Source organism: Paenibacillus sp. FSL H3-0469 (assembly GCF_038051945.1).
GTDB lineage: Bacteria > Bacillota > Bacilli > Paenibacillales > Paenibacillaceae > Paenibacillus_AQ.
Map to the genome: position 1 here is coordinate 3,372,988 of NZ_CP150302.1, position 22,944 is coordinate 3,395,931.

Annotated in this window: 19 protein-coding genes and 1 riboswitch; of the genes, 7 read left to right on the plus strand and 12 right to left on the minus strand. The window is 53.6% G+C overall.

Annotation, left to right across the window (positions count from 1 at the left end):
* Positions 1–17 precede the first annotated feature (17 nt).
* The 6 genes from NSS83_RS14660 to NSS83_RS14685 form a co-directional block, all read right to left on the minus strand.
* Positions 18–878 (minus strand): protein-glutamate O-methyltransferase CheR, encoded by an 861-nt coding sequence (locus NSS83_RS14660; RefSeq protein ID WP_341348730.1) that lies wholly within the window; start codon positions 876–878, stop codon positions 18–20.
* A gap of 90 nt (positions 879–968) precedes the next feature.
* Positions 969–4,637, minus strand: coding sequence for a response regulator (locus tag NSS83_RS14665; protein ID WP_341348498.1), 3,669 nt, complete (start codon positions 4,635–4,637; stop codon positions 969–971).
* Positions 4,634–5,806 (minus strand): fused response regulator/phosphatase, encoded by a 1,173-nt coding sequence (locus NSS83_RS14670; protein WP_341348499.1) that lies wholly within the window; start codon positions 5,804–5,806, stop codon positions 4,634–4,636. Before NSS83_RS14670 ends, NSS83_RS14665 begins: the two co-directional genes overlap by 4 nt.
* A gap of 222 nt (positions 5,807–6,028) precedes the next feature.
* Positions 6,029–6,376, minus strand: a complete 348-nt coding sequence (locus tag NSS83_RS14675) for a general stress protein (protein ID WP_076080447.1) — start codon at positions 6,374–6,376, stop codon at positions 6,029–6,031.
* Between the two features lie 91 nt (positions 6,377–6,467).
* Entirely contained in the window at positions 6,468–7,004 is a 537-nt protein-coding gene (locus tag NSS83_RS14680) for a hypothetical protein (RefSeq protein WP_341183896.1), read from the minus strand.
* An 80-nt stretch (positions 7,005–7,084) separates the two neighbouring features.
* The gene (locus tag NSS83_RS14685) at positions 7,085–7,591 is read right to left on the minus strand and encodes a DUF948 domain-containing protein (protein WP_341183895.1); all 507 of its coding nucleotides are present in this window, start codon (positions 7,589–7,591) and stop codon (positions 7,085–7,087) included.
* A gap of 190 nt (positions 7,592–7,781) precedes the next feature.
* Here NSS83_RS14685 and NSS83_RS14690 point away from each other — a divergent pair, with 190 nt between their 5' ends.
* Both NSS83_RS14690 and NSS83_RS14695 read left to right on the plus strand, forming a co-directional pair.
* Positions 7,782–7,949 carry a DUF1328 domain-containing protein gene (locus tag NSS83_RS14690; RefSeq protein WP_036694965.1) on the plus strand — a complete coding sequence of 56 codons (168 nt, stop codon included), beginning with the start codon at positions 7,782–7,784 and terminating at the stop codon, positions 7,947–7,949.
* Positions 7,950–8,232: 283 nt separating this feature from the next.
* A complete protein-coding gene (locus tag NSS83_RS14695; protein WP_341183894.1) occupies positions 8,233–8,637 on the plus strand; it encodes a hypothetical protein in 405 nt (134 codons plus the stop codon).
* Positions 8,638–8,885: 248 nt separating this feature from the next.
* Here the strand turns inward: NSS83_RS14695 and NSS83_RS14700 are convergent, their stop codons facing one another.
* The gene (locus NSS83_RS14700; RefSeq protein WP_341183893.1) at positions 8,886–9,983 is read right to left on the minus strand and encodes an SH3 domain-containing C40 family peptidase; all 1,098 of its coding nucleotides are present in this window, start codon (positions 9,981–9,983) and stop codon (positions 8,886–8,888) included.
* 212 nt (positions 9,984–10,195) lie between these two features.
* Entirely contained in the window at positions 10,196–11,065 is an 870-nt protein-coding gene (locus NSS83_RS14705) for a cation diffusion facilitator family transporter (protein ID WP_341183892.1), read from the minus strand.
* A 129-nt stretch (positions 11,066–11,194) separates the two neighbouring features.
* On the opposite strand from NSS83_RS14705, the gene NSS83_RS14710 reads away from it, so the two are divergent.
* Positions 11,195–11,380, plus strand: coding sequence for a hypothetical protein (locus NSS83_RS14710; protein WP_036694961.1), 186 nt, complete (start codon positions 11,195–11,197; stop codon positions 11,378–11,380).
* A 100-nt stretch (positions 11,381–11,480) separates the two neighbouring features.
* Here NSS83_RS14710 and NSS83_RS14715 read toward each other — a convergent pair whose 3' ends face one another.
* Together NSS83_RS14715 and NSS83_RS14720 are read right to left on the minus strand one after the other, a co-directional pair.
* A complete protein-coding gene (locus NSS83_RS14715; RefSeq protein ID WP_341183891.1) occupies positions 11,481–13,106 on the minus strand; it encodes an ATP-binding cassette domain-containing protein in 1,626 nt (541 codons plus the stop codon).
* 117 nt (positions 13,107–13,223) lie between these two features.
* A complete protein-coding gene (locus NSS83_RS14720) occupies positions 13,224–14,222 on the minus strand; it encodes an MBL fold metallo-hydrolase (RefSeq protein WP_341183890.1) in 999 nt (332 codons plus the stop codon).
* Positions 14,223–14,746: 524 nt separating this feature from the next.
* On the opposite strand from NSS83_RS14720, the gene NSS83_RS14725 reads away from it, so the two are divergent.
* From NSS83_RS14725 to NSS83_RS14740, 4 genes are all read left to right on the plus strand, one after another.
* Entirely contained in the window at positions 14,747–15,880 is a 1,134-nt protein-coding gene (locus NSS83_RS14725; protein ID WP_341348500.1) for a virulence factor, read from the plus strand.
* Between the two features lie 97 nt (positions 15,881–15,977).
* A riboswitch (Lysine riboswitch) is annotated at positions 15,978–16,195 on the plus strand.
* A gap of 151 nt (positions 16,196–16,346) precedes the next feature.
* Positions 16,347–17,834 carry an amino acid permease gene (locus tag NSS83_RS14730; protein WP_341183888.1) on the plus strand — a complete coding sequence of 496 codons (1,488 nt, stop codon included), beginning with the start codon at positions 16,347–16,349 and terminating at the stop codon, positions 17,832–17,834.
* A gap of 520 nt (positions 17,835–18,354) precedes the next feature.
* Positions 18,355–18,720 (plus strand): MerR family transcriptional regulator, encoded by a 366-nt coding sequence (locus tag NSS83_RS14735; RefSeq protein WP_341183887.1) that lies wholly within the window; start codon positions 18,355–18,357, stop codon positions 18,718–18,720.
* Positions 18,721–18,799: 79 nt separating this feature from the next.
* Positions 18,800–19,123: a DUF3889 domain-containing protein gene (locus tag NSS83_RS14740; RefSeq protein ID WP_341183886.1), complete on the plus strand. Its 324-nt coding sequence runs from the start codon at positions 18,800–18,802 to the stop codon at positions 19,121–19,123.
* A gap of 38 nt (positions 19,124–19,161) precedes the next feature.
* Here NSS83_RS14740 and NSS83_RS14745 read toward each other — a convergent pair whose 3' ends face one another.
* Both NSS83_RS14745 and NSS83_RS14750 read right to left on the minus strand, forming a co-directional pair.
* A complete protein-coding gene (locus NSS83_RS14745) occupies positions 19,162–20,301 on the minus strand; it encodes a transglutaminase domain-containing protein (protein ID WP_341183885.1) in 1,140 nt (379 codons plus the stop codon).
* A gap of 223 nt (positions 20,302–20,524) precedes the next feature.
* On the minus strand, positions 20,525–22,906 hold the full coding sequence (locus tag NSS83_RS14750) for a glycoside hydrolase family 95 protein (protein WP_341348501.1): 2,382 nt from the start codon (positions 22,904–22,906) through the stop codon (positions 20,525–20,527).
* Positions 22,907–22,944 lie beyond the last annotated feature (38 nt).

Below are 22,944 nucleotides of genomic sequence, written 5' to 3' on the forward strand. Positions count from 1 at the left end.
AGGTCCCTCCTTACCCGCTATTTATTTTTGCGGTATATTTTCTCAACCCGGTCCAGAGGCTCATAGCTGTCACTGTAACGAGTGAAATGAATGGATTCCTTGGAACCGAGGACCAGCACTCCGAACCGGCTGAGGCTCTCATGGAACAAGCCATGCACATGATCGCGGAGTTCGTCGTTGAAGTAGATCATTACGTTCCGGCACAGGATCACATTGAATTCATTGAAGGAAGTGTCCGTTGCCAGATTATGCTCTGCAAAAATGATGTTCTTGCGCAAATACGGCTGCAGAATCACTGAGTTATATTTCGCTGTATAGTATTCCGAGAAGACACCTGTGCCTCCGGCCTCCAGGTAGTTCTTGGTGTATTGTTTCATCTTGCCGATCTCATACACGCCTTCTTTGGCCTGCTGCAAGGAACGGGCGTTCATGTCCGTGGCATAAATTCTTGCCTTGTCATATAGTCCTTCCTCATGCAGCATAATTGCCATCGAATAGACCTCTTCGCCTGTGGAGCAGCCGGCGTGCCAGATCCGGATATACGGATAGGTCCGCAGGAGCGGAATGACCTTCTGACGGAAGGTCAGGAAGAGTCCGGGATCACGGAACATCTCAGTCACAGGGATCGAGAGACTGTACACGAACCGCTCGAAGCATGCACGGTCATGCAGCACCTTTTCCTGCAGGGCAGAAATGGTAGGTAAGCTCTCTGCATGGACATGATGCCAAATGCGCCGCTTCAAGGAAGGCAGGGCATAATTCCTGAAATCATATCCATACAAACGATGTACTCCGTTCAGAAGCAGCTCAATCTCAATCTGTTCAAGCTCCTGCTTGCTCTCCTGCGGATTCCCCTGCCCCTCATATCCGTGCTCCATCGCTGCCATTGTCATCAATACTCCCTTGCCTGTGCCGTATTTCCGTACTTGGTTTGAACCTGCTGTATAGCTATTACCCCGAAATCACCCTTACGAATACAACCAGACGCGCATTAACGAAAGAAGCTGATCTGTACTGATCGGTTTCTTCATGTAATCGGAGGCTCCGGCTTCAATACACTTGGCCCGGTCCTCCTTCATAGCCTTGGCTGTGAGGGCGATAATCGGCAATTTCTGGTACTGCGGCATCTGCCGGATGCGGCGCATAGCTTCATACCCGTCCATCTCGGGCATCATCATATCCATCAGCACCAGGTCATAATCAGTCTGTTCGACAAGCATGTCGATGGCCTCGCGGCCGTTCTCGGCAAATTTCACTTCCATGTGATAGCCTTCGAGCACACTGGAGAGGGCAAAGACGTTGCGGATATCATCATCGACGAGCAGAATTTTTTTGCCGTCAAACAGCTCCTCTTTATTGTGCAGCTTTTGCAGGATTTTACGCTTATCCTCCGGCAGATTTGCTTCTACCCGGTGCATGAACAGTGTGGTCTCATCCAAAAGCCGTTCCGGCGAGCGGACATCCTTGATGATAATGGATTCCGCATATTTGCGCAGCTTGGTCTCTTCCTTGCTGTCCAGATCCTTGCCGGTATAAATAATAATCGGCAGATCGTTCAGCTCCTCATCGTCGCGGATCTGATCCAGCAGCTCGAAGCCGGTCATATCATCCAGCATCAGATCAAGCACCATACAGTCATATCTCTGCTTGTGCAGTTCATTCAAAGCCTCTTGGCCCGAAGACACCGCCGTAATCACTACATCATCATGTCCGATAAGCTCCTCAATGGAGCGGCGCTGGATATCGTCGTCCTCGACAATCAAGAGATGCTTCATCGTGCTGGCGGTATAGTTCTCAATCTGCGAGAAGGCCCGGTCCAGCGCTTCGCGCGAGGACGGCTTTCTGAGATAGGCCATCGCTCCCATCATGAGTCCCTGCTTCATTTCATCATTCACAGAGATCACATGCACCGGAATATGACGCGTCTGGGAATCGCTCTTGAGCTCCCTCAGAATCGACCAGCCATCCATGACCGGCAGCTGGATGTCGAGGATGATCGCGTCCGGCAGCAGGGTCTTGGCCATCTGCAGGCCGATATCACCCTGCAGGGCTACCAGTCCCTTAAAGCCGCGCCCGCGGGCCATGCTCAGCAGGATCTTGGCAAAGCTCTCGTCATCCTCAATAATCAGCAGCACTTTGTCGCCGCTGGCCAAAGAATCGCGGTCATCTTCCACAACTACAGGCATAGCAGGTGTAGGCGCGATATCCCCTGCTTTATCCCATGGCAGTTCCTCACGGAACTCCTCAAGCTGCAAGGGCTCCCCGGCAGGAGCGGCTTCTACCGCTCCCGGCAACAGGCTGAAGTTCCCCTGAACCGGCAGATACAGTGTGAATATACTGCCCTGCCCTTCACGGGACTCCAGTCCGATGGCTCCGCCCATCAGGCGGGCTAATTCGCGGCTGATCGAGAGGCCAAGCCCCGTACCGCCATATTTGCGGCTCGTCGTACCGTCAACCTGCTGGAACGCCTCGAAGACGATATCCATCTTATCAGACGGGATACCGATGCCGCTATCCTTGACAGCTATGGCAATATAATCATAATCATGCGGCAGATAGGCAGGCAGCCGCTTGACGTCCGCACGGCTGACAGAGAACTCCACATACCCTTCGCTGGTGAATTTGAAGGCATTGGACAACAGGTTACGCAGAATCTGCTTCAGTCTGTGACTGTCGCTATATACACTGTCCGGCAGCGGCTCGTCAAAGGACAGGCGCAGCGACAGCCCCTTCTGCCCAGCCAGCGGAGCAAAGTTCTGCTTCACGAAGGTCTTCAGCTCAATCAGCGGAATCTCTTCATGATTCAGCTCCATTTTGCCGGCATCGACCTTGGACAGATCAAGAATCTCGTCAATCATCTTAAGCAGATCTGCACCTGACATATAGATGGTATGGGCAAATTCCACCTGCTTCTCGCTCAGATTGCCCTCCTTATTCTCTGTAAGGAGCTGCGAGAGAATGAGCAGGCTGTTCAGCGGGGTGCGCAGCTCATGGGACATATTGGCCAGGAATTCGGATTTGTATTTGCTGGTTACCGCAAGCTGCATGGCCTGCTTCTCCAGCTGCATGCGGGCATGCTCGATTTCATCCTTCTTCTCTTCAACCTCCTGCACCTGATCCTGCAGTGCACGGGTCTTGGAGACCAGCTCTGTATTGTAATGCTCCAGCTCTTCCTGCTGGCGCTGCAGCAGCTCCTCTGAGCGCTTCAGGGCATCTGTCTGCTCCTCCAGATTCTCGTTGGAGCGGCGCAATTCCTCCTGCTGGGTCTGCAGCTCTTCCGACTGGCATTGCAGTTCTTCGGTCAGTGCCTGCGATTCGCGCAGCAATTCCTCAACCACAAGCCTGCGGCTGATGTTGTTCAGAATAATCCCCAGATTACTGGAGAGCTGATGAAGCAGTTCATTCTGCAGCACCGAGAACGGTGTGAAGGAAGCGAATTCCACTACACCCAGCACTTCATCCTCGAATAAAAGCGGGTGAATGGAAATATAACTCGGATGCGCTTCCCCGAATCCCGAAGAAACCGAGATATAGTTGTCTGGTGCCTCTGTCAGCTTGATCGGCAGCTTATCCAAGGCGCTCTGCCCGATCAGCCCCTGACCAATCTCGAAGCTCTCCTTCGGCGTAACTCCCTCCTCACCGGCATAGAAGGCGCTGCTGACCAGCAGGTTCGGATTGTCCTGGCTCTTCAGGTAGACGGCACCATACTGCGCTCCCAGCACCGGCGTGAACTCACTGATGAAGGTCTGGGATACCTGATCCAGTGAGCTGACACCGCGCAGCAGCTCAGTAACCCGGGCAATGTTGGCATTCAGCCAAGCCTGATCACTCTGTGCCTGGGAATAGGATCTCTCCAGCTCCTGCTTTTGCTCAATATCCTCAGCCATCCGCTGAAATACCCGTGCTACATCACCAATCTCATCCTTCGACCTCACCTTGATCCTGCGGATCGCCCGCATTTTGCCGTTGCCGAAGCTGGTAATCATCATGGAGACGACGCTTAGGCCGCGCGTGATACTCGGTATCACCCACAGAATGACACCCAGCCCGAGCAGCAGCCCCAAGACCATGATCAGGGTGACCATCTGAATCGATCTGCTCGAAGCCTCCTGGGCATTGGCAGTCTCCTCGGTCATGCGGAAGGCATTGTAATCAGACAACGCATTCAGACTGTTCAGCACCTCGTTCTGAACATCCTGCCCTTCTGCGTTGCGGTACGTGTTGGCATTCTGAAAGTATCCGGCTCCCAGCATCTCCAGAACCTTATCCTGATATTTCAGATACGCAGAATAGGAGTTCTCAATCCGGGATAATATTTGCAGTTCCTCTGCCGTCTTCAGCGTGGCCTTAATGTTCTCCAGATGCTCCGCAGACTTGAGGACCTTACTGTCAATCTCGGCCTTCTGCGCTTCCAGGGTTACAGTATCGGCATTAAGCATGGAAGTCGTCAATATCCTTGCCATGTCGTTTACTTCCCCGCGAAGTCCTGAAGAAGCCCGGCCCTTGCTATACCTCTCCTGGTAGCTGTCCAGCTGACTGCTCATATAATGAAGCCTGTCATAGCCGATCAGGGTCAGCGCAAGCATAATCGCCAGCATGGCACTGAAGCCGATCAGCAGTTTAGCCTTTATCTTCATTCCATATCGGTTCCTTTCTTCAGCGAGATCCAGACCAGACATTTATCGTCATCACGGTCCGCGTTAACAGGCTCGCTCAGGAATGCGGCGCGCACCAGGTCTTCCTGCCAGTCATGAGTGGTATTCAAGTGTCCGATCATGAATTGCAGCTGCTCCTCCTGGCCGCCCTCGACCATCTCCAAAAGGCCGTCCGTGAACAGCACCAGATGCCCCTCATCCTCATAGCTCAGGCTCTGCTGCTGGATATCGATCCGGTCAAACAGTCCCACAGGGTGGCAATTGCTCTCAAGCAGCACCGGAGTCTTAGCGTCTCCTTCAAAGAACAGCGCCGGCGGATGCCCTGCATTCACATAATTAATCCGCTTCATGCGGGTATCAATGACAAGATAAATGGCCGTGAAATAATACTGGACCAGCTGCTTCTCAATATAGAGCTGATTGAATCGTCTGTTCAGCTCCTGAATGACTTTCTCCGGCTCCACATACGTAGTTACGGTATCCTTCAGTACAGAGGCCAGGAACATACAGAACAGGGAAGATGAGATGCCGTGCCCCATCATATCCAGCAGGATCACCGCATAACGCCCGTCCCCCAGCGGATACCAGGCATACAGATCTCCAGCCAGCTCGAAGGAAGGCTGATAGATGGCATGCACCTCCAGAGTCTCCTCGGCCAGCGGCAGACTGAGTACCGCATTCTGCACCAGGGCAGCCAGCTTCAATTCATCCTGTATCCGCTGGTCCCGCTCCTTATGCCAGTCCTTCTCACGCTTCAGCCGCAGCGCGAGGCGGATGCGGGCCATCAGCTCCACCTTGTTGATCGGCTTCGTCACATAATCCACCGCTCCGGCATCCAGCGCCTCGGCGAGCTTCTTAGAGTCACCTACAGCCGTAACCATAATAATAGGAATATCCTTCAGATGCTCATATTGCTGAACTACACGGCAGGCTTCAATCCCATCCATTTCCGGCATCATCATATCCAGCAGAATCAGGTCCACGTCAGAGGGCCGTGGCTGCCCGTTCTCTTCCCCTGCACCGACGCCCAGCAGCTTCAGCATATCTTTAGCGGACGAAGCCGTTATGAAATTCCGGTAATCTTCCTTCTTGAGGATTTCACGAATGATAATTACATTGGTAGGATTGTCGTCTACGATTAATATTCTCAAGCTCTTCACCTCACACGAATAATATTAAGACCCTAAACCCGCAACTCTATCGTTCTATCATACGATATTTACACGGCCTGTTACCATCCAGCTAGATATTGGCATAAAACAGGTTCCGGCTTCAACAAAGTAACCTCCAGCTCCACTACATCTAGTGGGACTGGAGGTTACGCTATTGTACTATTGATGTCAACAAATGAGGCCAACGAAGCTCACCCGCGATTATTGTGGGTTTCTTTTGGCAATAACCAGAACCTTGCCTGTATCCAGCTCTTTCTCGTAAAATGCCGCCTCCGCTGCGCTGAAGCCCAGTGAAGTAATCTTGAAGCGTAAAGCGTCGCCACGCGAACGGAAGAGGTTGGCAATGGCACCGAACAGCCCTTCTTCGCTCAGCCCCACTTCATTAGTATCTGCGGCGTCTACAATACGCCCTTCGCGGTCTTCATCGTGACTAATCACATAAAGATCCTCTCTGGTGTAGCCGCTGCTGCGGAGCCGATTCACTTCTTCTATCGCCTGAACGCCGTTCTCCAGCAGCTTGGCATAAGCCTGTGTACCGGTTGAATCCATGAAATCACTCTCCTTCATAATGAATAAGGGCTTAGCCACCGGATAGATGACTGACCATTCATTAACCAATACCGCCGTATTTGAATCAGCTTCAGAAGGAATACGCGTCGAACAAATCCACGCCGTCCCATTCCCCGCTTTTCATATTACGGTAGATCTTGAGCGCGGCCTCTCCTCTAATGTAAACATCCCCATCCTCGGCTTCAAAATCAGGCGCTCCCAGCATATCCTGCACGTTCATCGTCTGGGGATGGAGCACCTGCCCGTTAAGACTCAGACCGTATTGCCCTGCATGAGCAGGCGAAACATGTACATAGAGGACGACACCGCCGCATACCCCCGCCGAGCTATCGGCATATTGATATTCAAGGCAACCCGCCCAAGGATCTTCAGCAATCTGCTGTGGCGTTCCCTTGGCCTGCAGCAGCTTCTCTTCCGTCATATATAAGCTAATCCCGGACAAAGAATCGAAGCTGCTTATGTAAGGATCGGCAACTGCGCTATGCTCGAAGGCGAACATTGCCGGCAGCTGTGCGGCGGTACCGGGAGCGGGCGTAACCGTCTCTCCTTGCGGCGGTGCAGATATGAAGGGAGAAAGCAGACTAAGCAGTAGAATAACCATTTTCATAGGATTCCCGCCTTTCATGAGCTTTCATGAGCTGGTATTGCCCCGTCCTGTGCCCCGCCGCATATCATGTCATCAAGGTATTAGTGGCGGAATTTCTGCCAGATCGCGGCGGCTGCATCCACGCCTTTGAGGGCTGTAGCAATCTTGCCCTTGGATTTGCTTGAACTCACTGCCTCATAGGATTGAACGGTTCTCTCCTCCGCCGGTGTTAACGGGACTTCTGCGATAGAGACCGATTTTGCCTTATCCTTCAGTTCACGTGATTTACGGAACTTCTCAATTACCGTTACCGATACCTGCTTCACGGTCAATGTCAGCTCGTTCATGACATCGCCCAGATTCTTCACGGAATCCACGATCGGGTCAATCTTCTGGATTTTGCCCTGGACATCGGCAGTGATGTCATTGGCATGCCGGACTGTTGTTTTCACTTCATAGGTTAGCTCATCGATAGTCTTCTGAACCTCCTGCAGCGTCTGGCTGACCTTGTCGAGCGAGTCCTTCGCCGATTTCAAGGTTTTGATTAAGAAGAATACGAGTACTGCAAAGGCGATAGCAACCAGTGCTACGCTAAGTTCAATGATCATAGTAGATAACCCCTTCCAAAAGTGTTTAAATTGTCAGTTTCCCCTGTGTGATACTGCATAGTTACCCTTACAGAATTCGGCCGAAACAAAGGCCAAGCCCCTGGAATCCTCTTCCTTTCCTCCCTGTTTCAAATGGATAAGCCCCGTTTAAACAATGATTACATCAAGCGCACAGAAAGGATGACATCTCATGCTAAGATGGTCTATAATTCTGCTGGTAGTGGCCCTGATTGCGGGTATCTTCGGATTCTTCAATATTGTGGCGGCAGCTGTCGGCATCGCCAAAGTATTGTTCTACATCTTCCTGATCCTCTTCGTGGTCTCACTCTTTATGGGGCGCAGGGGACGATCAATGTAGGCAAGCATACCGTTAACTGACTGCCGGCCAGGCAGTGCTCAAGGCCCGGAGGTCTTTCGTGAGAAAGCCTCCGGGCTTCTTGCTGCCCTTCAAAAAGTATAGGCCTTTCCGCTCAGAATGTCATCGGTGATTCAAACCGGAAGGAAGCGGTTCCCCTCAAGCTGGACAAGAAAAATAAAATTTATTGCTTACGCTGGTTCATTCAATGCAAATTATGTTTACATCCATATTAGCACAGCAAGAACATAGAACATCACACCAACATACCTAGGAGGAATCATCGATGAAAAAATTAGCCAGTTTAACAGTAGCAATGGGTCTTATGGCTTCCCTTGCAGCAACAGCTTCCGCAGCTGAGGTAGTAACAGGAACAACAGATACTACCAAAACCACTTCTTCCGATGCAGTAACCACTGTAACCGGAGCAACTTATCTGAATCCGGCAGACCCGGTCATTACGGCATCTGATATTAAGCCAGCAACACCTCAGATCATTCTGACCAAACTTACAGCATTCCATCTGTCTGCGGGAAGCACGACTGCTATTGGCTGGCTGGGTGCACAGACTGTTGATACTACTGGTGTGATTACGAAAGACGCTATGGGCAACGAATGGAGAGAAATCTACACTTGGCTGGGTAAAGCCTGGATCAAGGTTCCTGCCTCCGCTTACGTAATCAATCCATAAGCGATTCGACTCATAGAGTCATAGCTGCTCATCTCATATGCTGCAGCTATGACTCAACGGATGTACCCTGACAAGGCACGTGGACGCTAATCCAAACGGCCTTTTTTTTGTGTCTATTGACAGTAAAAAGAGGTTATCCCTTCAGTAGAATCTTCTACTGAAGGGATAACCTCGCCATACACCCGCTTGTAGTTCACCCGTCACAAACTTGTACTGCCTGTCGCTTCTTGCTGTCCTCGCTGTATATATTAGCGGATGACCGAGCCTCCGTACAGGAAACGGTTCATCCAAGAAGCGCTAAGATTATCTACTCTTACACCGCCGGAGCTTACTGAATAGGTATGCAGCAGCTTCCCGTCACCTAAATACATGGCGACATGCGTAATTCTTGCCGTAGACTTGTTGATTCCGGTATAAGCAGAGGGAGAAGTTCCTTTATAATCCATGAAGAACATCAAATCGCCCCGCTTCAAGCCGGATACATCCGTAGTTACACCACTGTTCTGCTTCACCCAGTCCCCTTGCTGCCGGGAATCGGCAGGCAGCTTCAAGTCCGCTGCATCCATGAAGATCTGGCGGATGAAATCCGAACAATCGAAGGTACGCGTATCATTACGGCTGGAACCAAATTCATATGGTGTACCCAGATAGCCCATCCCCGCTGCGATCACACGTTCAATCACAGCCGTCTGCCCGGCTGTAGGTACAGGTGCCGGTGTTGGTGTTGGAACAGGCGTCGGCACCGGCGTCTGAACAGGTACCGGTGTTGGAGCTGGAGTGGCTGGAGCAGACGGCGATGAAGCACCCGCTGTAATATATTGATCGGATGAGCTGGTATAACCCACCGTCCCGTTTGCCATTCTTATTTTGTACCAATAGCTGTTGGTCTCTTCAAGAATGGTTACCTGGTCATTCTTATAGAGATATCCAACCACTTGACCGCTGGTTGCAGGGGTCTCCCTTACACGGACCGTGGCCTGAATCACCGCTGTCCGGGACGCAGGTGCGGAAGCCGTAAGCAATCGGATGTAGGAATCTCCCGAGCTCATATACCCCACAATTCCCTCTGCCGTTCTTACTTTGTACCAGTAGCTGTTAGCAGCTTCCAGAATAACGACCTGGTCGCCTTTATTTAGATATTTCAGTACCGTGCTGCTGGTAGACGGATCTGTGCGCAGCCGGACCGAAGCTTGAATAATGCCTGTCTGTCCAGCAGACGCCGCCAATGTTGTAATCGAAGAATCCGTTGCAGCGAAAGCCTGTCCTGGACTGAACACTCCCAAGGATAATGCCAGTGATGCGGAAACCCATAACGATGCTGTAAGTTTCTTGCGTGATACGATCATAGCGTTCCCCCGCTTAGCGTATTAAGAAATTCAACAACGGCGCGCGCTACGTTTGTTGCTTTCTGCCCTCATTATAGGCTGGCCCGGGATTTGGAACATGCTCCAAATTTCACAAAAAACCTTTCCATCTTATGGTAACATGCAGGTCTAAAGTCGCTATTTCTCCTTGGATTTGGTGGAAATTACAGCTAACTAGGAGAAATCATGGAATGTTACTCCTTGGGCTCCACGTGAACTTGCACATGCATAATGTTGTGCAGCTTGGTCATCCGCTCTTCAATCGAATCGCTGATCTCATGCCCTTCCATGACTGTCATGCGGGCATTCACCTCTACGACTACATCCACCAGCACATGATTGCCGTGTACACGGGCCTTCAAATCCTTGATTCCCTCTACGCCAGGGGTCCGGGCAATGGTGCTTCGCAGGTCAAGCAGCTTATCTTCGTCAAAGCCGTCCGTCAGCCGGTACGTGGAATCGCGGAAAATATCCCAGGCTGTCTTGATAATCAGCAAGCCGACTCCGATAGCAGCCGCCGAATCAATCCACGGCAGTCCGAACTGCGCCCCTACAATCCCTACAGCTGCCCCAACGCTTACAATGGCATCCGAGAAATTATCCTTCGCAGCAGCCATCAGCGCGTGGTTATTAATTCGCTCTGCCAGTCGCTTGTTATATATATATACCCCCATCATCGCTACCGCACACACCAGCGCAACACCCGCAGACCAGAGCTGCGGCGTGGCCTTCTCGCCCTCGAACAGCGAACGCACCGCCTCCACAATAACCTGAATGCCCACCAGCGCCATAATAAAAGAGGCCATCAGGGCCGCAATCGTCTCGGCCCGGAAATGTCCGTAGGTGTGATCGGAATCCGGCGGCTTCCGCGAGATGCGCAGCCCGATCAGCACCGCCAGCGAGGCCACAATATCAGTTAAATTGTTGAATCCGTCCGCCAGGAGCGCGCTGGAGGCGAACAGGTAGCCGCAGATCAGCTTAAAGGCTGACAGAATCAGATAAGCGGCGATACTGACCAGCGCACCCTTCTCACCCTTGCGAATATCTTCATAAATGTCGGTCATCTCTGCCTCTCCCCCTATTCCTGCCGCATAAATACAGGAAAACTTTCTTTGAGTTATTCTTGCCCTTGTAGCAGCATTTAAAAACATTTAGAATAAGGAAAAGGACTTGCTGCCTAAGGGGGTAACATAATGAGCGAGAACAACGAGAAACCAAAAATTAATTTGGCTGATGCCATCCGCCAGAAGCTGGAGCAGAAGAAACAGCATGCTTCGGGAAAACCGGGTTCAACCTTTCAGGCCGGCTCCGCGAAGCCGCTGAAAAGCCAGAATAACAAGAAGCCTAACAATCAGCGCCGCCGGACCGGCGGTTCCTAGACCTTAGATTTCAAGTGGAAACGGCTGCGTTATCCCTCCGGGGACGACGCAGCCGTTTTTCGTATGAACTCAGTACTGTCCATTCTAGTATATCTACTTCTTAAACCTCTACAGGATACATGCGGGCACGCATTTCCTTAATCTCCGGGTTCTCCAGATACTCATCATAGCTCATCGTACGGTCAATGATGCCAGCCGGTGTAATCTCAATGATGCGGTTGGCAATCGTCTGAATGAACTGATGGTCATGGGAGGTGAACAGGATCGTGCCGTCAAAGTCAATCAGGCCGTTATTGAGCGCGGTGATCGATTCCAGGTCCAAGTGATTGGTAGGCTCATCGAATACCAGTACGTTCGCTCCGTTCAGCATCATCTTGGCCAGCATACAGCGGACCTTCTCACCCCCGGACAATACGCTTGCCTTCTTCAGTGCTTCTTCGCCGGCGAACAGCATCCGGCCGAGGAATCCGCGCAGGAAGGTTTCGTCCTGATCCTTGGAATACTGGCGCAGCCATTCAACCAGGTTCATGTTCACCCCGTCGAAGTACTTGGAGTTATCCTTAGGGAAATACGCCTGGGTTGTGGTCACCCCCCAAGTATATTCACCCTCATCTGCTTCCTTCTCACCCATAATCACATCGAACAGCAGAGATTTAGGCTGGGAATACGGTCCTACAAAAGCGATCTTATCCCCTTTGTTGACTACAAAGCTGACTTCATCCAGTACCTTCTCGCCGTCCACCGACTTGGTCAGGCCGCTGATCGTAAGCAGCTGTTTGCCGGCTTCACGTTCAGGCTTGAAGTTCAGGAACGGGTATTTACGGTTGGACGGACGGATGTCATCCAGGGTAATCTTCTCGAGCTGCTTCTTACGGGAAGTCGCCTGCTTCGATTTCGAGGCATTGGCCGAGAAGCGCTGAATGAAGGCTTGCAGCTCCTTCATCTTGTCTTCCTTCTTCTTGTTGGCATCGCGCTGCAGTGCCTGGGCCAATTGGCTGGATTCATACCAGAAGTCGTAGTTGCCGACATACATTTGGATTTTGCCGAAATCGATATCCGCAATATGCGTACAGACCTTGTTCAGGAAGTGACGGTCATGGGATACCACGATAACGGTGCCTTCGTAGTCCATGAGGAAATTCTCCAGCCAGCCAATCGATTCAAGATCCAAATGGTTGGTAGGCTCATCGAGCAGCAGGTTGTTCGGACGTCCGAACAGGGCCTGGGCCAGCAGGACCCGTACCTTCTCGTTGCCGCTGAGTTCGGCCATTTTCTTGTCGTGCATCTCACGCATGATCCCAAGACCAATCAGCATAGCAGCAGCATCAGGCTCTGCATCCCAGCCGTTCAGCTCCGCGAATTCGCCTTCCAGCTCACCGGCGCGAAGTCCGTCTGCTTCGGTGAAGTCGCTCTTTGCGTACAGGGCGTCCTTTTCCTTCATAATTTCATACAGGCGGGTATGACCCATAATTACGGTCTCCAGCACCTGAAACTCGTCATACTCGAAATGGTTCTGTTTCAGTACGGCCAGCCGTTCACCGGGTGTGATATGCACATCGCCGATGTTCGCTTCGATCTCTCCGGACAGAATCTTTAGGAAGGTCGATTTGCCGGCGCCGTTCGCGCCAATCAGACCGTAGCAGTTGCCGGGTGTGAATTTTATGTTTACATCCTCAAATAGTGCGCGTTTTCCGTAGCGGAGTGTTATACCGCTTGTGCTAATCATTAAGCATTACCATCCTTTTCGCATAGGTTCCGGCTCATTATAGCATAAAATCAAGCAAAATGGCCCTTATTACGGCTCTTATTTAAGTAGAAGTGTTTAATACAAGCCTTCTCCGGGTTATTGCCCCGCCGGGCGTTCCTCAGGCTGGACGACCAGTGTCTCCCCATAGCCCAAGGTACGGATACGCTCCTCACCAAGCCCTTGCGCCACCCTCGCCTGCTCCATCCGGTCCAGCGCTTCGCGCGCGGTATCATCGGCCAGCCTGAAGGTTCCGAAGTGCATCGGAATCATCAGTTCGGCGCCTACATCAAGGAAGGCCTGCACGGCCTCCTCGGGATTCACATGCTGGGAGTTCATGAACCATTCAGGCTCATAAGCGCCAATCGGCATCAGCGCGACATGCAGCTTGAAGCGTCTGCCGATTTCCTTGAAGCCCGGGAAGAAGCCGCTGTCTCCGGCAAAATAGAGGTTCGGCGGAAGCAGCTTATGCTGCGCCTTGCCCTCCTCCCCCTCCGGGTGCTTCTGCGGGTCTGCCGGCTGAAGCACATAACCGCCCCAGTGCGAGGAATTCGTATCGAACGGCGTTCTGCGCGTCCAGTGCTGGGTCGGGACAAACGTCAGCTTGACGGCGCCCAGCGTAATCTCCTGCCACCACTGCATTTCCCGGCAGTTCGGGAAGCCTTTGCGGAGCATTTTGCGCTTAAGCCCGGCAGGCACCACAATGGTTGTTCCTGCCCGGTACAGCTTGCGGATGGACGCGATATGCAGATGGTCATAGTGGGAATGGGAGATCAGAATCAGATCGATCGGCGGGATATCCGCGAGCGGAATGCCCGGCTGACCGATCCGCTTCTCGAAGCCCAGCCGCCGTGCCCAGATCGGGTCGGTGATGATATTAAGCCCTTCGTATTGCAGAAAAAAAGTGGAATGCCCGATCCACGTAATCGTCGTCTCCAGCCGGTTCCCGGCCAGATAGTCGAGGCGCGGCGGATGATTCGGCACTTTATAGGTGTAATCCTTCTTTTTCTTGCGGCGGTCCTCACGCCATTGGCGGAATTCCTTAAGTGTTTTATCGGTGCTGACATTATCGATGTTGTTGTAACGTATTCTGGCCATAATCTGGAACACTCCTTCTGGTTGAAACAGATACCCATTACAAATTTTACCCAAATGGCTCCAGCGGAAACGTCCGGGAGAGATTGGCAGCGCGATTTCTGGGTGGAGCGTGTGTGTAGCCGTCAGATTAGCCGCCAGGCCGTTGCTTCTCTGGCCTCATATTCGCAAAATCCTGCCCAAAATGCAACATTCGCCTCTACTTTTGGTCTAATACCCGAAATTGTTGCATAAAAAGCAGCATCTCCCCGCCAACTCACGACTTAAACACTGGAATTCTGCATTTTATGCAACATATTCTCCACACCTCAGGGTTCCGCGGATTCAGAATTGCATAATGTGCAACATTAGTATGGGGATGCCTGCGCCAGAGGTTGGAAATGACGGGAACGGATAAATAATAACTAAAATTTCAGCTAATATAGTCCCCGGCCGCTTTGTATTCGTCTGCTGAAAGAGGTAAAATGCGGGTAACGCAATCGGTATAGCATTTATGCGATTTTATTGTCAAAAAGAGGAGCTGACGTATGAAGATCACCTTTATTGAACCGACCCCCAGTCCAAATACCATGAAGCTTCATCTGGACGAAAGCCTTGCCCCCGGTATCCGCCGGACCTATACCCCGGAGACCCGGCGCTCCGCCCCTTCCTGGGCGCAGGAGATGCTGGAGATTCCTGGCGTCACCAGTATTTATCATGCCGCTGATTTCGCCGCGCTGGAACGCAAGGGCAGCGCGGACTGGGCAGCGATTCTGCGCGAGGTCCAGAACCGCTTCGGGGCGGACGGCCTCAGCGCGGAATATAGTCTTGGCGATGAGAATGACGGCGCCCACTTCGGGGAGTCCCAGGTCTTCGTGCAGATGTTCCGCGGCATCCCGATTCAGATCCGGGTCAAGACCGGCGCGAAGGAGGAGCGCATCGCCCTCTCCAGCCGCTTCACCCAGGCGGTGACCGATGTGGCCAGCGCCGTGATGATCAAGGAGCGCAAGCTCAGCGATTACGGCGTGCGCTACGGCGAGCCGCCGGAGATTGCCCGCGAGGTCGAGCAGGAGCTGGAAGCGGCGTATCCGCAGGAACGCCTCGACTCCCTCGTGCAGCAGGCCATCGCGCACGGGGCTGCCGGCGAGTTCGTCGAGCAGCGGCACAAGAAAGAGCAGGCCGAGCTGCTGCGCGACCTGCACGATGAAGACTGGCGCGTGCGCTATGCCGCGCTGGAGGATTTGGCGCCGGGCGAGCAGCTCCTGCCGGAGCTGCGGGCGGCGCTGCACGACCCCAAGCTGCAGATCCGCAGGCTTGCGGTCGTGTACCTGGGCGACATCCGCACGCCAGGTGCGATGGAGCTGCTCTATGAGGCGATGAAGGACAGCGCCCCGGCCGTGCGGCGCACCGCCGGGGACACGCTCTCCGACATCGGCGACCCGGCAGCGACGCCGGTGATGACGGCGTCGCTGAGTGATGCCAGCAAGCTGGTGCGCTGGCGGGCGGCACGCTTCCTCTACGAAGTCGGGACCGCCGAGGCCCAGGAAGCGCTGAGCGTTGCTGCCGAAGACCCCGAATTCGAGGTCGGGCTCCAGGCCAAGATGGCGCTGGAGCGGATTCTGTCCGGCGAGGAAGCGGCGGGCACGGTCTGGCAGCAGATGTCAGAGCGCCGGCGGAGCTGACGTGAAACTGCCGTATTTTGTCATTGCCTGAGAAGCTGGTATGCCTTATACTGATTCCTGTTGTTCATATCGTTCAAAGATAGCCTCATCATACCTAGGATGAGGTAGAGGTCGCGGATAAGAAGAGTAAGCGCGTGGAGATGCCTAAGAGCCATCGGTGATACGCGCCCAAAGGAATATCCGCCGAAATCGTAACTGCTGCTCTTAGTCCGCAGCTACGATTGGGGCCGTTTGCCGAAAGGCGCGGAACTGTCACTGTGTATTGCTGCCTGTCAGGAGACTGCGGGAGCTGCACCGTGTTGCGCTATCTTAACAGGGAGTATGATGCGGAGCCAATAATCAGGAAACCGCAGCGTCCGTCTGCGGTTTTTTTGCGTGCAGCATGCCGGGAAGAAGACACCGGCACATGCAGGCAGCGGCACTCCCCTGTGAACAGAACCATCAATCTAAAGGGAGTGTCCTATTCATGCAAGAACAGCAGCCTAAACGGCCGGCAGTACAGGCAGGTAACGCCAATACGCCAGGCCTGCGCAAATCCTTCAAAGCAAGACATCTGACCATGATCGCCCTCGGCGGCTCGATCGGAACCGGACTGTTCCTCGCCAGCGGCGGGGCCATAGCCTCCTCCGGTCCGGGCGGAGCACTGCTCGCCTACACGGCCGTCGGTATTATGGTCTATTTTCTGATGACCAGCCTTGGGGAGCTGGCCACCTATCTGCCCGATTCCGGTTCCTTCAGCACTTATGGTACACGGTTCGTCAGCCCCGCCTTCGGCTTCGCTATCGGCTGGAACTTTTGGTACAACTGGGCAGTGACCATTGCAGCCGAACTCTCAGCAGCTACCGTTATCATTAAGTACTGGTTCCCGGACAGTCCTTCGTTCCTGTGGAGTCTGCTCTTCCTGGCGCTCATGTTCGGCCTGAACTTCCTGTCTGCGCGGGGGTACGGTGAGTCAGAATACTGGTTCGCCATTATCAAGATTATTACGGTGGTCGTCTTCCTGACGGTCGGCGTCCTGATGATCTTCGGGATTCTGGGCGGCAAGGCGGTGGGCTTCAGCAACTTCCAGCTAGGAGGCAGTTCCTTCCATGGCGGCTTCTTCGCCTTCGTCGGGGTCTTCATGGCCGCCGGTTTCTCCTTCCAGGGAACAGAGCTGGTCGGTGTCGCCGCAGGGGAGAGCGAGAATCCGCGCCGCAACGTGCCGATCGCGATCCGCCAGGTGTTCTGGCGCATCCTGATCTTCTATATTTTCGCGATTGCCGTCATCGGTATGCTGATTCCTTATACGAATCCCGATCTGCTCCGCGGCGGCATTGATGATATCGGCGTCAGCCCGTTCACCATCGTCTTCAACAAAGCAGGGCTGGCGATTGCCGCCTCGGTAATGAATGCCGTTATCCTCAGCTCCGTGCTGTCTGCCGGGAACTCCGGGATGTACGCCTCCACCCGTGTCCTGTACGCCATGGCCAAGGATGGAATGGCACCGCGCGTGCTCGGCAAGCTGAACCGCAGAGGCGTTCCTGTAGGCGCACTGCTCGTGACAACCGCTGTCGGCATGCTCGCCTTCCTCGCCTCCTTCTTCGGAGACGGCGCAGTGTACAATTGGCTGCTTAACGCTTCCGGGATGTGCGGCTTCATCAACTGGCTCGGAATTGCCGTCTGCCATTACCGGTTCCGCCGGGCCTTTGTGAAGCAGGGCCATTCCCTGGAGGAGCTGCCTTACCGGGCAAGATGGTTCCCGTTCGGTCCGCTGTTTGCCTTCGCTCTGTGTATGGTCGCCGTATTCGGCCAGAACATGGGTGCCTTCACCGGTGCGAAGATCGACTGGTACGGCATTCTGGTCTCCTACGTCAGCGTGCCGCTGTTCCTGCTGATCTGGCTGGGCTATGGCTGGTTCCGCAAAAGCAGTCTTATCCCGCTGGATAAGTGTGATCTGAGCACCCACACAGACTGATTCATTATTGCAACTTATCTTTCAGCAAAAGACCGGTTTTGATCCCGCAGCAACGGGCCAAAACCGGTCTTTTAAATATAGACAGTACCTTATCAGATTTAAAATAGTGGATCAGACGCAATTCCCCTTCAAATAATTCTCGTAACGGCCTGAGGTGCTTTTATTTGGGAAGAAATTCGCCAATTGGGCGAGTAACGGACTCCACAGGCCTTATCCTTTGCACTTCAGCTCCGATACGTCTCATAGAGAGACTATAAGGTCGCCTGAGTCCGTTACGCTACAAAAAGTGGCGTTTTTGCGGGGATAAGATCTCTCCGGTCCGTTAGATTTTGGGTGGATAGGGTTTAACAACCTTACATCCTTTTAAATCTGACGCTTTACTAGCTTAAGTTTGCTTCTATTCGTGGGAATTCCTGCAACTGTTGCTTACGCCCAGGTTGTGATCGTATCGACCGGCAGACAGTAAGATGGATAGCCTTCCTTGGCAGCTCATAGCAAGAACAAACCATGAGGTGATGGCATGCAGATCAGTGAAGTCGCAACACAGGTGGGCCTTCCTATTTCAACCCTGCGTTATTATGAGAAAATGGGCATCATTACGGAGGAGTATATCCTCAGAGAAGAGAATAATTACCGGAATTATGTCCCGGAAACCGTTCAATATATCGAAGTGGTAAAGAATTGTATAGCGGTTGGATTTTCAATTCAGGATATTAAAGACATGATTGCCAAGCATGGAATGTCCAAGGATGAGCAAGCACGCATTATACATCACAAAATAGCAGAGATTGAAAACACGCAGAAAAAAATGGAGGCTTCCAAGCAATCTCTGTACAATATTCTGGACATGAACATAACGTGTGAGGACGGGTTCGGAAAAACCTGAATCCTGTAAGAAGCAAGCCAGGCATAGAAGCGCCTTCGAAGGGACACGCTACCAGTATTCACAACCCAAGGAGGCCGCTATGAAAATGAAAAAAAACTGGATGATAGCCTTGCTGATGCTCCTGCTTGTCACCGCCGCCCCTGTTAGCCGGAGCTCCGCTGCGCCTGACTATGCCCGGTGGGGAACCATCGCCGTGAAGGAGACGCAGCAGAAATATAACGCCGAAATCATCGATTACAAGCACATCGGCCGGACCCAGATCAAGCCAAAGCTTACCGAAGAGAAGTTCAAGCTGCTGGTCCGCAGCAAAACGGGCCGGGAATTCGGCGTAGTCGTGATGGTCCGCTTCAACCCTTCAACAAACAAGCTTCAGACCATTCAATTCCTGGAAACCACTGCTTGAAACTCCACCTGACGGGTTCGCCGGTTAGCTGACACTTTTTATTTCCAGGTCACATATACCTTAAGATCTCCTGTATTCTCGAACGGCGAGCTGTTGAAGGCCAAGTTGTTCAGTCCCAGACCGTAGAGCACCTGCAGATCCTGTCTCAGCAGCTTGTCGCTTCCGCGATAGCGGAACAGCAGCGATTGCTGTCCGGCCTCTGCCGCCTGCTTCGCAAGCTTCTTGAGCTGTTCCGCCGACGAAATCACCTGATTCTCCTCGTACAGCCAGTAATTCAGGTCCTTCTGCAGCGTCTTGTATGCCTCCACCCCCTGGCCCCCTTGATTAACCAGCTTAGTCAAGGTCTGGGCATAACTGGTGGAGGCCGCCGGATAGGACTTGGTCCAAGTGTGGTCAAGGCGCATCTGGGCATCGGTCCTCATATAATAGAGCGTACTGATTCCACCCTCCGGACTCGGGTCCGGGTCATCCCAGGTGGTGTCGAGATGATACCATGCCCCATTCAAAAGCACCAGATTCCAGGCATGCGACTGAGTCACACCGTCTGCGGCCCTGGCCGTCCCTTCCACAATCCTGTTCGGAATTCCCGCCCCCAGCAGCAGCTTATAGGTTAGCAGCGTATAGCCTTGGCAGACCGCACTCCCAGTCTGAAGTCCCTCATAAGCGGTGTATTTGCGGTGCGAGTGATCGTATTCCAAATTCAGCACGACCCAGTCATGGATCGCTTTTACCTTCTGGTGATTGTTCATCCCCGGTGTTATGATCTGCTGCAGAATAGCCTTCACCTGCTTGTTAACATATGCCGTCTGCTGCAGCGTCTCCCGGTATTCCACCTGAACCGTCACATGAACAGCCCGTGTGCTTCCACGGTAAGAGAAAGCATAGCTGTCAATAATATAATACAGGTACGGGTCGCTCCCCATCGCCTGATTGATGGCCGTCTGGATCTCACTTTTCAGCTTGGCGGTCTTGCCCTGATAAGTGAAGGTGATCGTCTCTCTGCGGTTACTCATTGCTCCGGCCAGCTTCTGCGTCATTCCTTGTGTGGTCTGCACCACCGCCGAATCCGCTGCAGCATACGCATGCTCGTATCCCCAGTACATCGCAGGCGGTATAGCTGCACACACAAGCATAAGTCCAACCGCCGTCTTCATCAGCGATCTATATCTCTTCCCCATATGATCCGCGCGCCTCCTGCAATCTATATTATCGGCAATAGCCGTATACTCTATAGTTAATGCCAATAAACCCCTAATTACAACTTCAACCTGAAGAATGCAGGCGTTCGTGCCTTACTATCCATTATATCGGCTCTGACCTTTCCGTGCATAATAAGCAAATCTCTCCCCGCTGCGAGCAGTAAACCAAAGTGTAGAGGTGAACACAGGAATATACGCCCCCTCACACCCCCACAAAGTACACCCCGCCAGCCGTAACCTGAAGCGCACCGTTCAGCGCCCGGCGGCTGCCGTCTGCAAGCTGCAGGTGCAGCTCTTGCGCGTAGCCAAGGCGCAGCGTTCCATCGAACCGGGCTGTAATCCGCGCGGATACCAGAACCCCAGCCTGCCATTCGATGTCCACCTCATACCCCCCGCGTGCCTTCAGGCCGCTGATACGGCCGTTCTTCCAGGCTTCCGGCAGCGCGGGAAGCAGCGTAAGCTCCCCCAGATGACTCTGCAGCAGCATCTCTGCGATCCCGGCGGCCGCACCGAAATTACCGTCAATCTGAAACGGCGGATGCGCATCGAACAGGTTGGTGTAGACGGAACGGGTTAGCAGCGTGCGCACATAGCCGTAAGCCGCATCGCCGTCTGCGAGCCGGGCATAGAGATTGATCAGCCAAGCACAGCTCCAGCCGGTATGTCCCCCGCCGGAAGCAACCCGCTGCTCCAGCGTTAAACGGCTGGCTTCCAGCAGCTCCGGCGTGTCCCGCCTGTTAATCCGGTTGCCCGGATACAGGCTGTACAGGTGGGAGACATGGCGGTGCCCCGGCTCAGCTTCGGCGAAGTCATAGAGCCATTCCAGCACCCGTCCGCTCTCGCTGATCTTCAGCGGAGACAGACGTACGAGTGTCTGCTCCAGCTCCTCCTGAAACTCAGCGTCTACGTCAAGAATACGTGCAGCCTCCAGGCAGTGCTGCATCAGCTCAGCGATGAGGCTCATATCCATGGCCGAGCCCACAGATATACTGCAAGCTCTGCCGTCCTCCGCGATGAACCGGTTCTCCGGCGAAGTAGACGGGCTGGTAACCAGCCGGCCCTCCGGTCCTTCCACCAGCCAATCCAGGCAGAAGAGGGCTGCTCCTTTCATTAGCGGATAAGCGGTCTCGCCCAAATACTCCAAATTGGGGTTGAATTCGTAATGCTCCCACAGGTGACGGCATAGCCACACGCCGCCCATGGGCCAGAAGGCCCAACTGGCATCTCCGCCAGACGGTGTGGAAGCCTTCCACAGATCCACATTATGATGGGCTGCCCAGCCGCGCGCTCCATAATGGATGGCAGCCGTTCTGGCTCCGGTCTCACTAAGCTCCTTAATCAGCTCAAGGAGCGGTTCATGGCATTCGCTGAGATTACAGACCTCCGCCAGCCAGTAGTTCATCTGTGTATTGATATTGGTTGTGTAATTGCTGTTCCATGGCGGCTGAACATGGGGATTCCAGATCCCCTGCAGATTCGCTGCCTGTGTTCCGGCCCGTGAGCTGCCCATCAGCAGATAGCGGCCATATTGGAACAATAGGGCCTCCAGTGCCGGGTCTTCTGCCCCCTCCTGATAGGCTGCTAGACGTTCATCGGTTGGCCGCTCCTCCGCCTCGTGACCGCCGAGATCCAGATCCATCCGGCGGAAGATCGCCTGATGATCCCCGGTATGCCTTCTACGCAGCTCCTCATAAGTCATACCCGCCGCAGCGCTTAATCTGCTGGCGCATAGCTCCGCCGGGCTTAGCATAGCTGTGGAATACTGAGCTGGCGCTGCGGCTCTATGACTTGCTCTTGACCGCACCTCCTCATAGTCCGTTCCGGCAGCCAGCAGCAGCAGCACACGCTCCGCGCCACGGATTACCAGCTTGCCTGCGGAATGCCCGATACTTCCCCCGGTGACCTGTACATGCAGGTGCAGCTCGAACGCAACTCCAAGCCCCTCCTCATAGAGCACCGCAAGCGGATGATCCTGGTGGTAATTGTCAGCAATATGCGAGGGGCAGCGCCCCTGCATTACCAGCCCGTTCCCCTCCGCTGGACTAACGCTATGCTGTAATTGGCTGTCCAGCGCAAGCTCCAGGTGAATTCCTCCCGGCTGACCGCTTGTCAGATGCACAACACCAACCTGGTCCGGTGTGCTGATGAACACCTCACGGGTGAAGTTGCCCTGCTCCGTCTGATAGGTCACTTTGGCAACTCCGCTATCCAGATCAAGCTCTCTTTCATAGCTCCGGTAATTCTCTGCGCCCGGCTGCGTAAGAATCAGGTCCCCGAGCGGCAGGTAGGCCTGGGCGTTGACCCCCAGCATATGGGCATTCACCATATCCTCGGCCTCGCCATAGTGGCCTGCAGCGATTAGCTCCCGGGTTCTTTTCAAATACCTGAGCGCTTCGTAATTATTGGTATCCCGGGGGAACCCGGACCATAGGGTATCTTCATTCAGCCGGATCAGCTCTCTCCCCGTACCACCGAATACCATCGCCCCCATATGCCCGTTCCCGAGCGGCAGCGCCTCTTCCCAGACGGCTGCGGGCTGGCTGTATCTAAGCTTCCACGCGGAGTTCCTTTGTTCAGTTTCCATATTCTCCTCATCCTTCCTGCTAAGAGTTCTGAATACAG

Coding starts and splice junctions, on each gene's coding strand:
- NSS83_RS14705 (WP_341183892.1), bottom strand. CDS start 11,065: ATGACCGACATTTATGAAGATATTCGCAAGGGTGAGAAGGGTGCGCTG.
- NSS83_RS14715 (WP_341183891.1), bottom strand. CDS start 13,106: ATGATTAGCACAAGCGGTATAACACTCCGCTACGGAAAACGCGCACTA.
- NSS83_RS14735 (WP_341183887.1), top strand. CDS start 18,355: ATGCAGATCAGTGAAGTCGCAACACAGGTGGGCCTTCCTATTTCAACC.
- NSS83_RS14665 (WP_341348498.1), bottom strand. CDS start 4,637: ATGAAGATAAAGGCTAAACTGCTGATCGGCTTCAGTGCCATGCTGGCG.
- NSS83_RS14660 (WP_341348730.1), bottom strand. CDS start 878: ATGGAGCACGGATATGAGGGGCAGGGGAATCCGCAGGAGAGCAAGCAG.
- NSS83_RS14745 (WP_341183885.1), bottom strand. CDS start 20,301: ATGGGGAAGAGATATAGATCGCTGATGAAGACGGCGGTTGGACTTATG.
- NSS83_RS14685 (WP_341183895.1), bottom strand. CDS start 7,591: ATGATCATTGAACTTAGCGTAGCACTGGTTGCTATCGCCTTTGCAGTA.
- NSS83_RS14695 (WP_341183894.1), top strand. CDS start 8,233: ATGAAAAAATTAGCCAGTTTAACAGTAGCAATGGGTCTTATGGCTTCC.
- NSS83_RS14750 (WP_341348501.1), bottom strand. CDS start 22,906: ATGGAAACTGAACAAAGGAACTCCGCGTGGAAGCTTAGATACAGCCAG.
- NSS83_RS14710 (WP_036694961.1), top strand. CDS start 11,195: ATGAGCGAGAACAACGAGAAACCAAAAATTAATTTGGCTGATGCCATC.
- NSS83_RS14690 (WP_036694965.1), top strand. CDS start 7,782: ATGCTAAGATGGTCTATAATTCTGCTGGTAGTGGCCCTGATTGCGGGT.
- NSS83_RS14675 (WP_076080447.1), bottom strand. CDS start 6,376: ATGGATTCAACCGGTACACAGGCTTATGCCAAGCTGCTGGAGAACGGC.
- NSS83_RS14700 (WP_341183893.1), bottom strand. CDS start 9,983: ATGATCGTATCACGCAAGAAACTTACAGCATCGTTATGGGTTTCCGCA.
- NSS83_RS14740 (WP_341183886.1), top strand. CDS start 18,800: ATGAAAATGAAAAAAAACTGGATGATAGCCTTGCTGATGCTCCTGCTT.
- NSS83_RS14730 (WP_341183888.1), top strand. CDS start 16,347: ATGCAAGAACAGCAGCCTAAACGGCCGGCAGTACAGGCAGGTAACGCC.
- NSS83_RS14725 (WP_341348500.1), top strand. CDS start 14,747: ATGAAGATCACCTTTATTGAACCGACCCCCAGTCCAAATACCATGAAG.
- NSS83_RS14680 (WP_341183896.1), bottom strand. CDS start 7,004: ATGAAAATGGTTATTCTACTGCTTAGTCTGCTTTCTCCCTTCATATCT.
- NSS83_RS14720 (WP_341183890.1), bottom strand. CDS start 14,222: ATGGCCAGAATACGTTACAACAACATCGATAATGTCAGCACCGATAAA.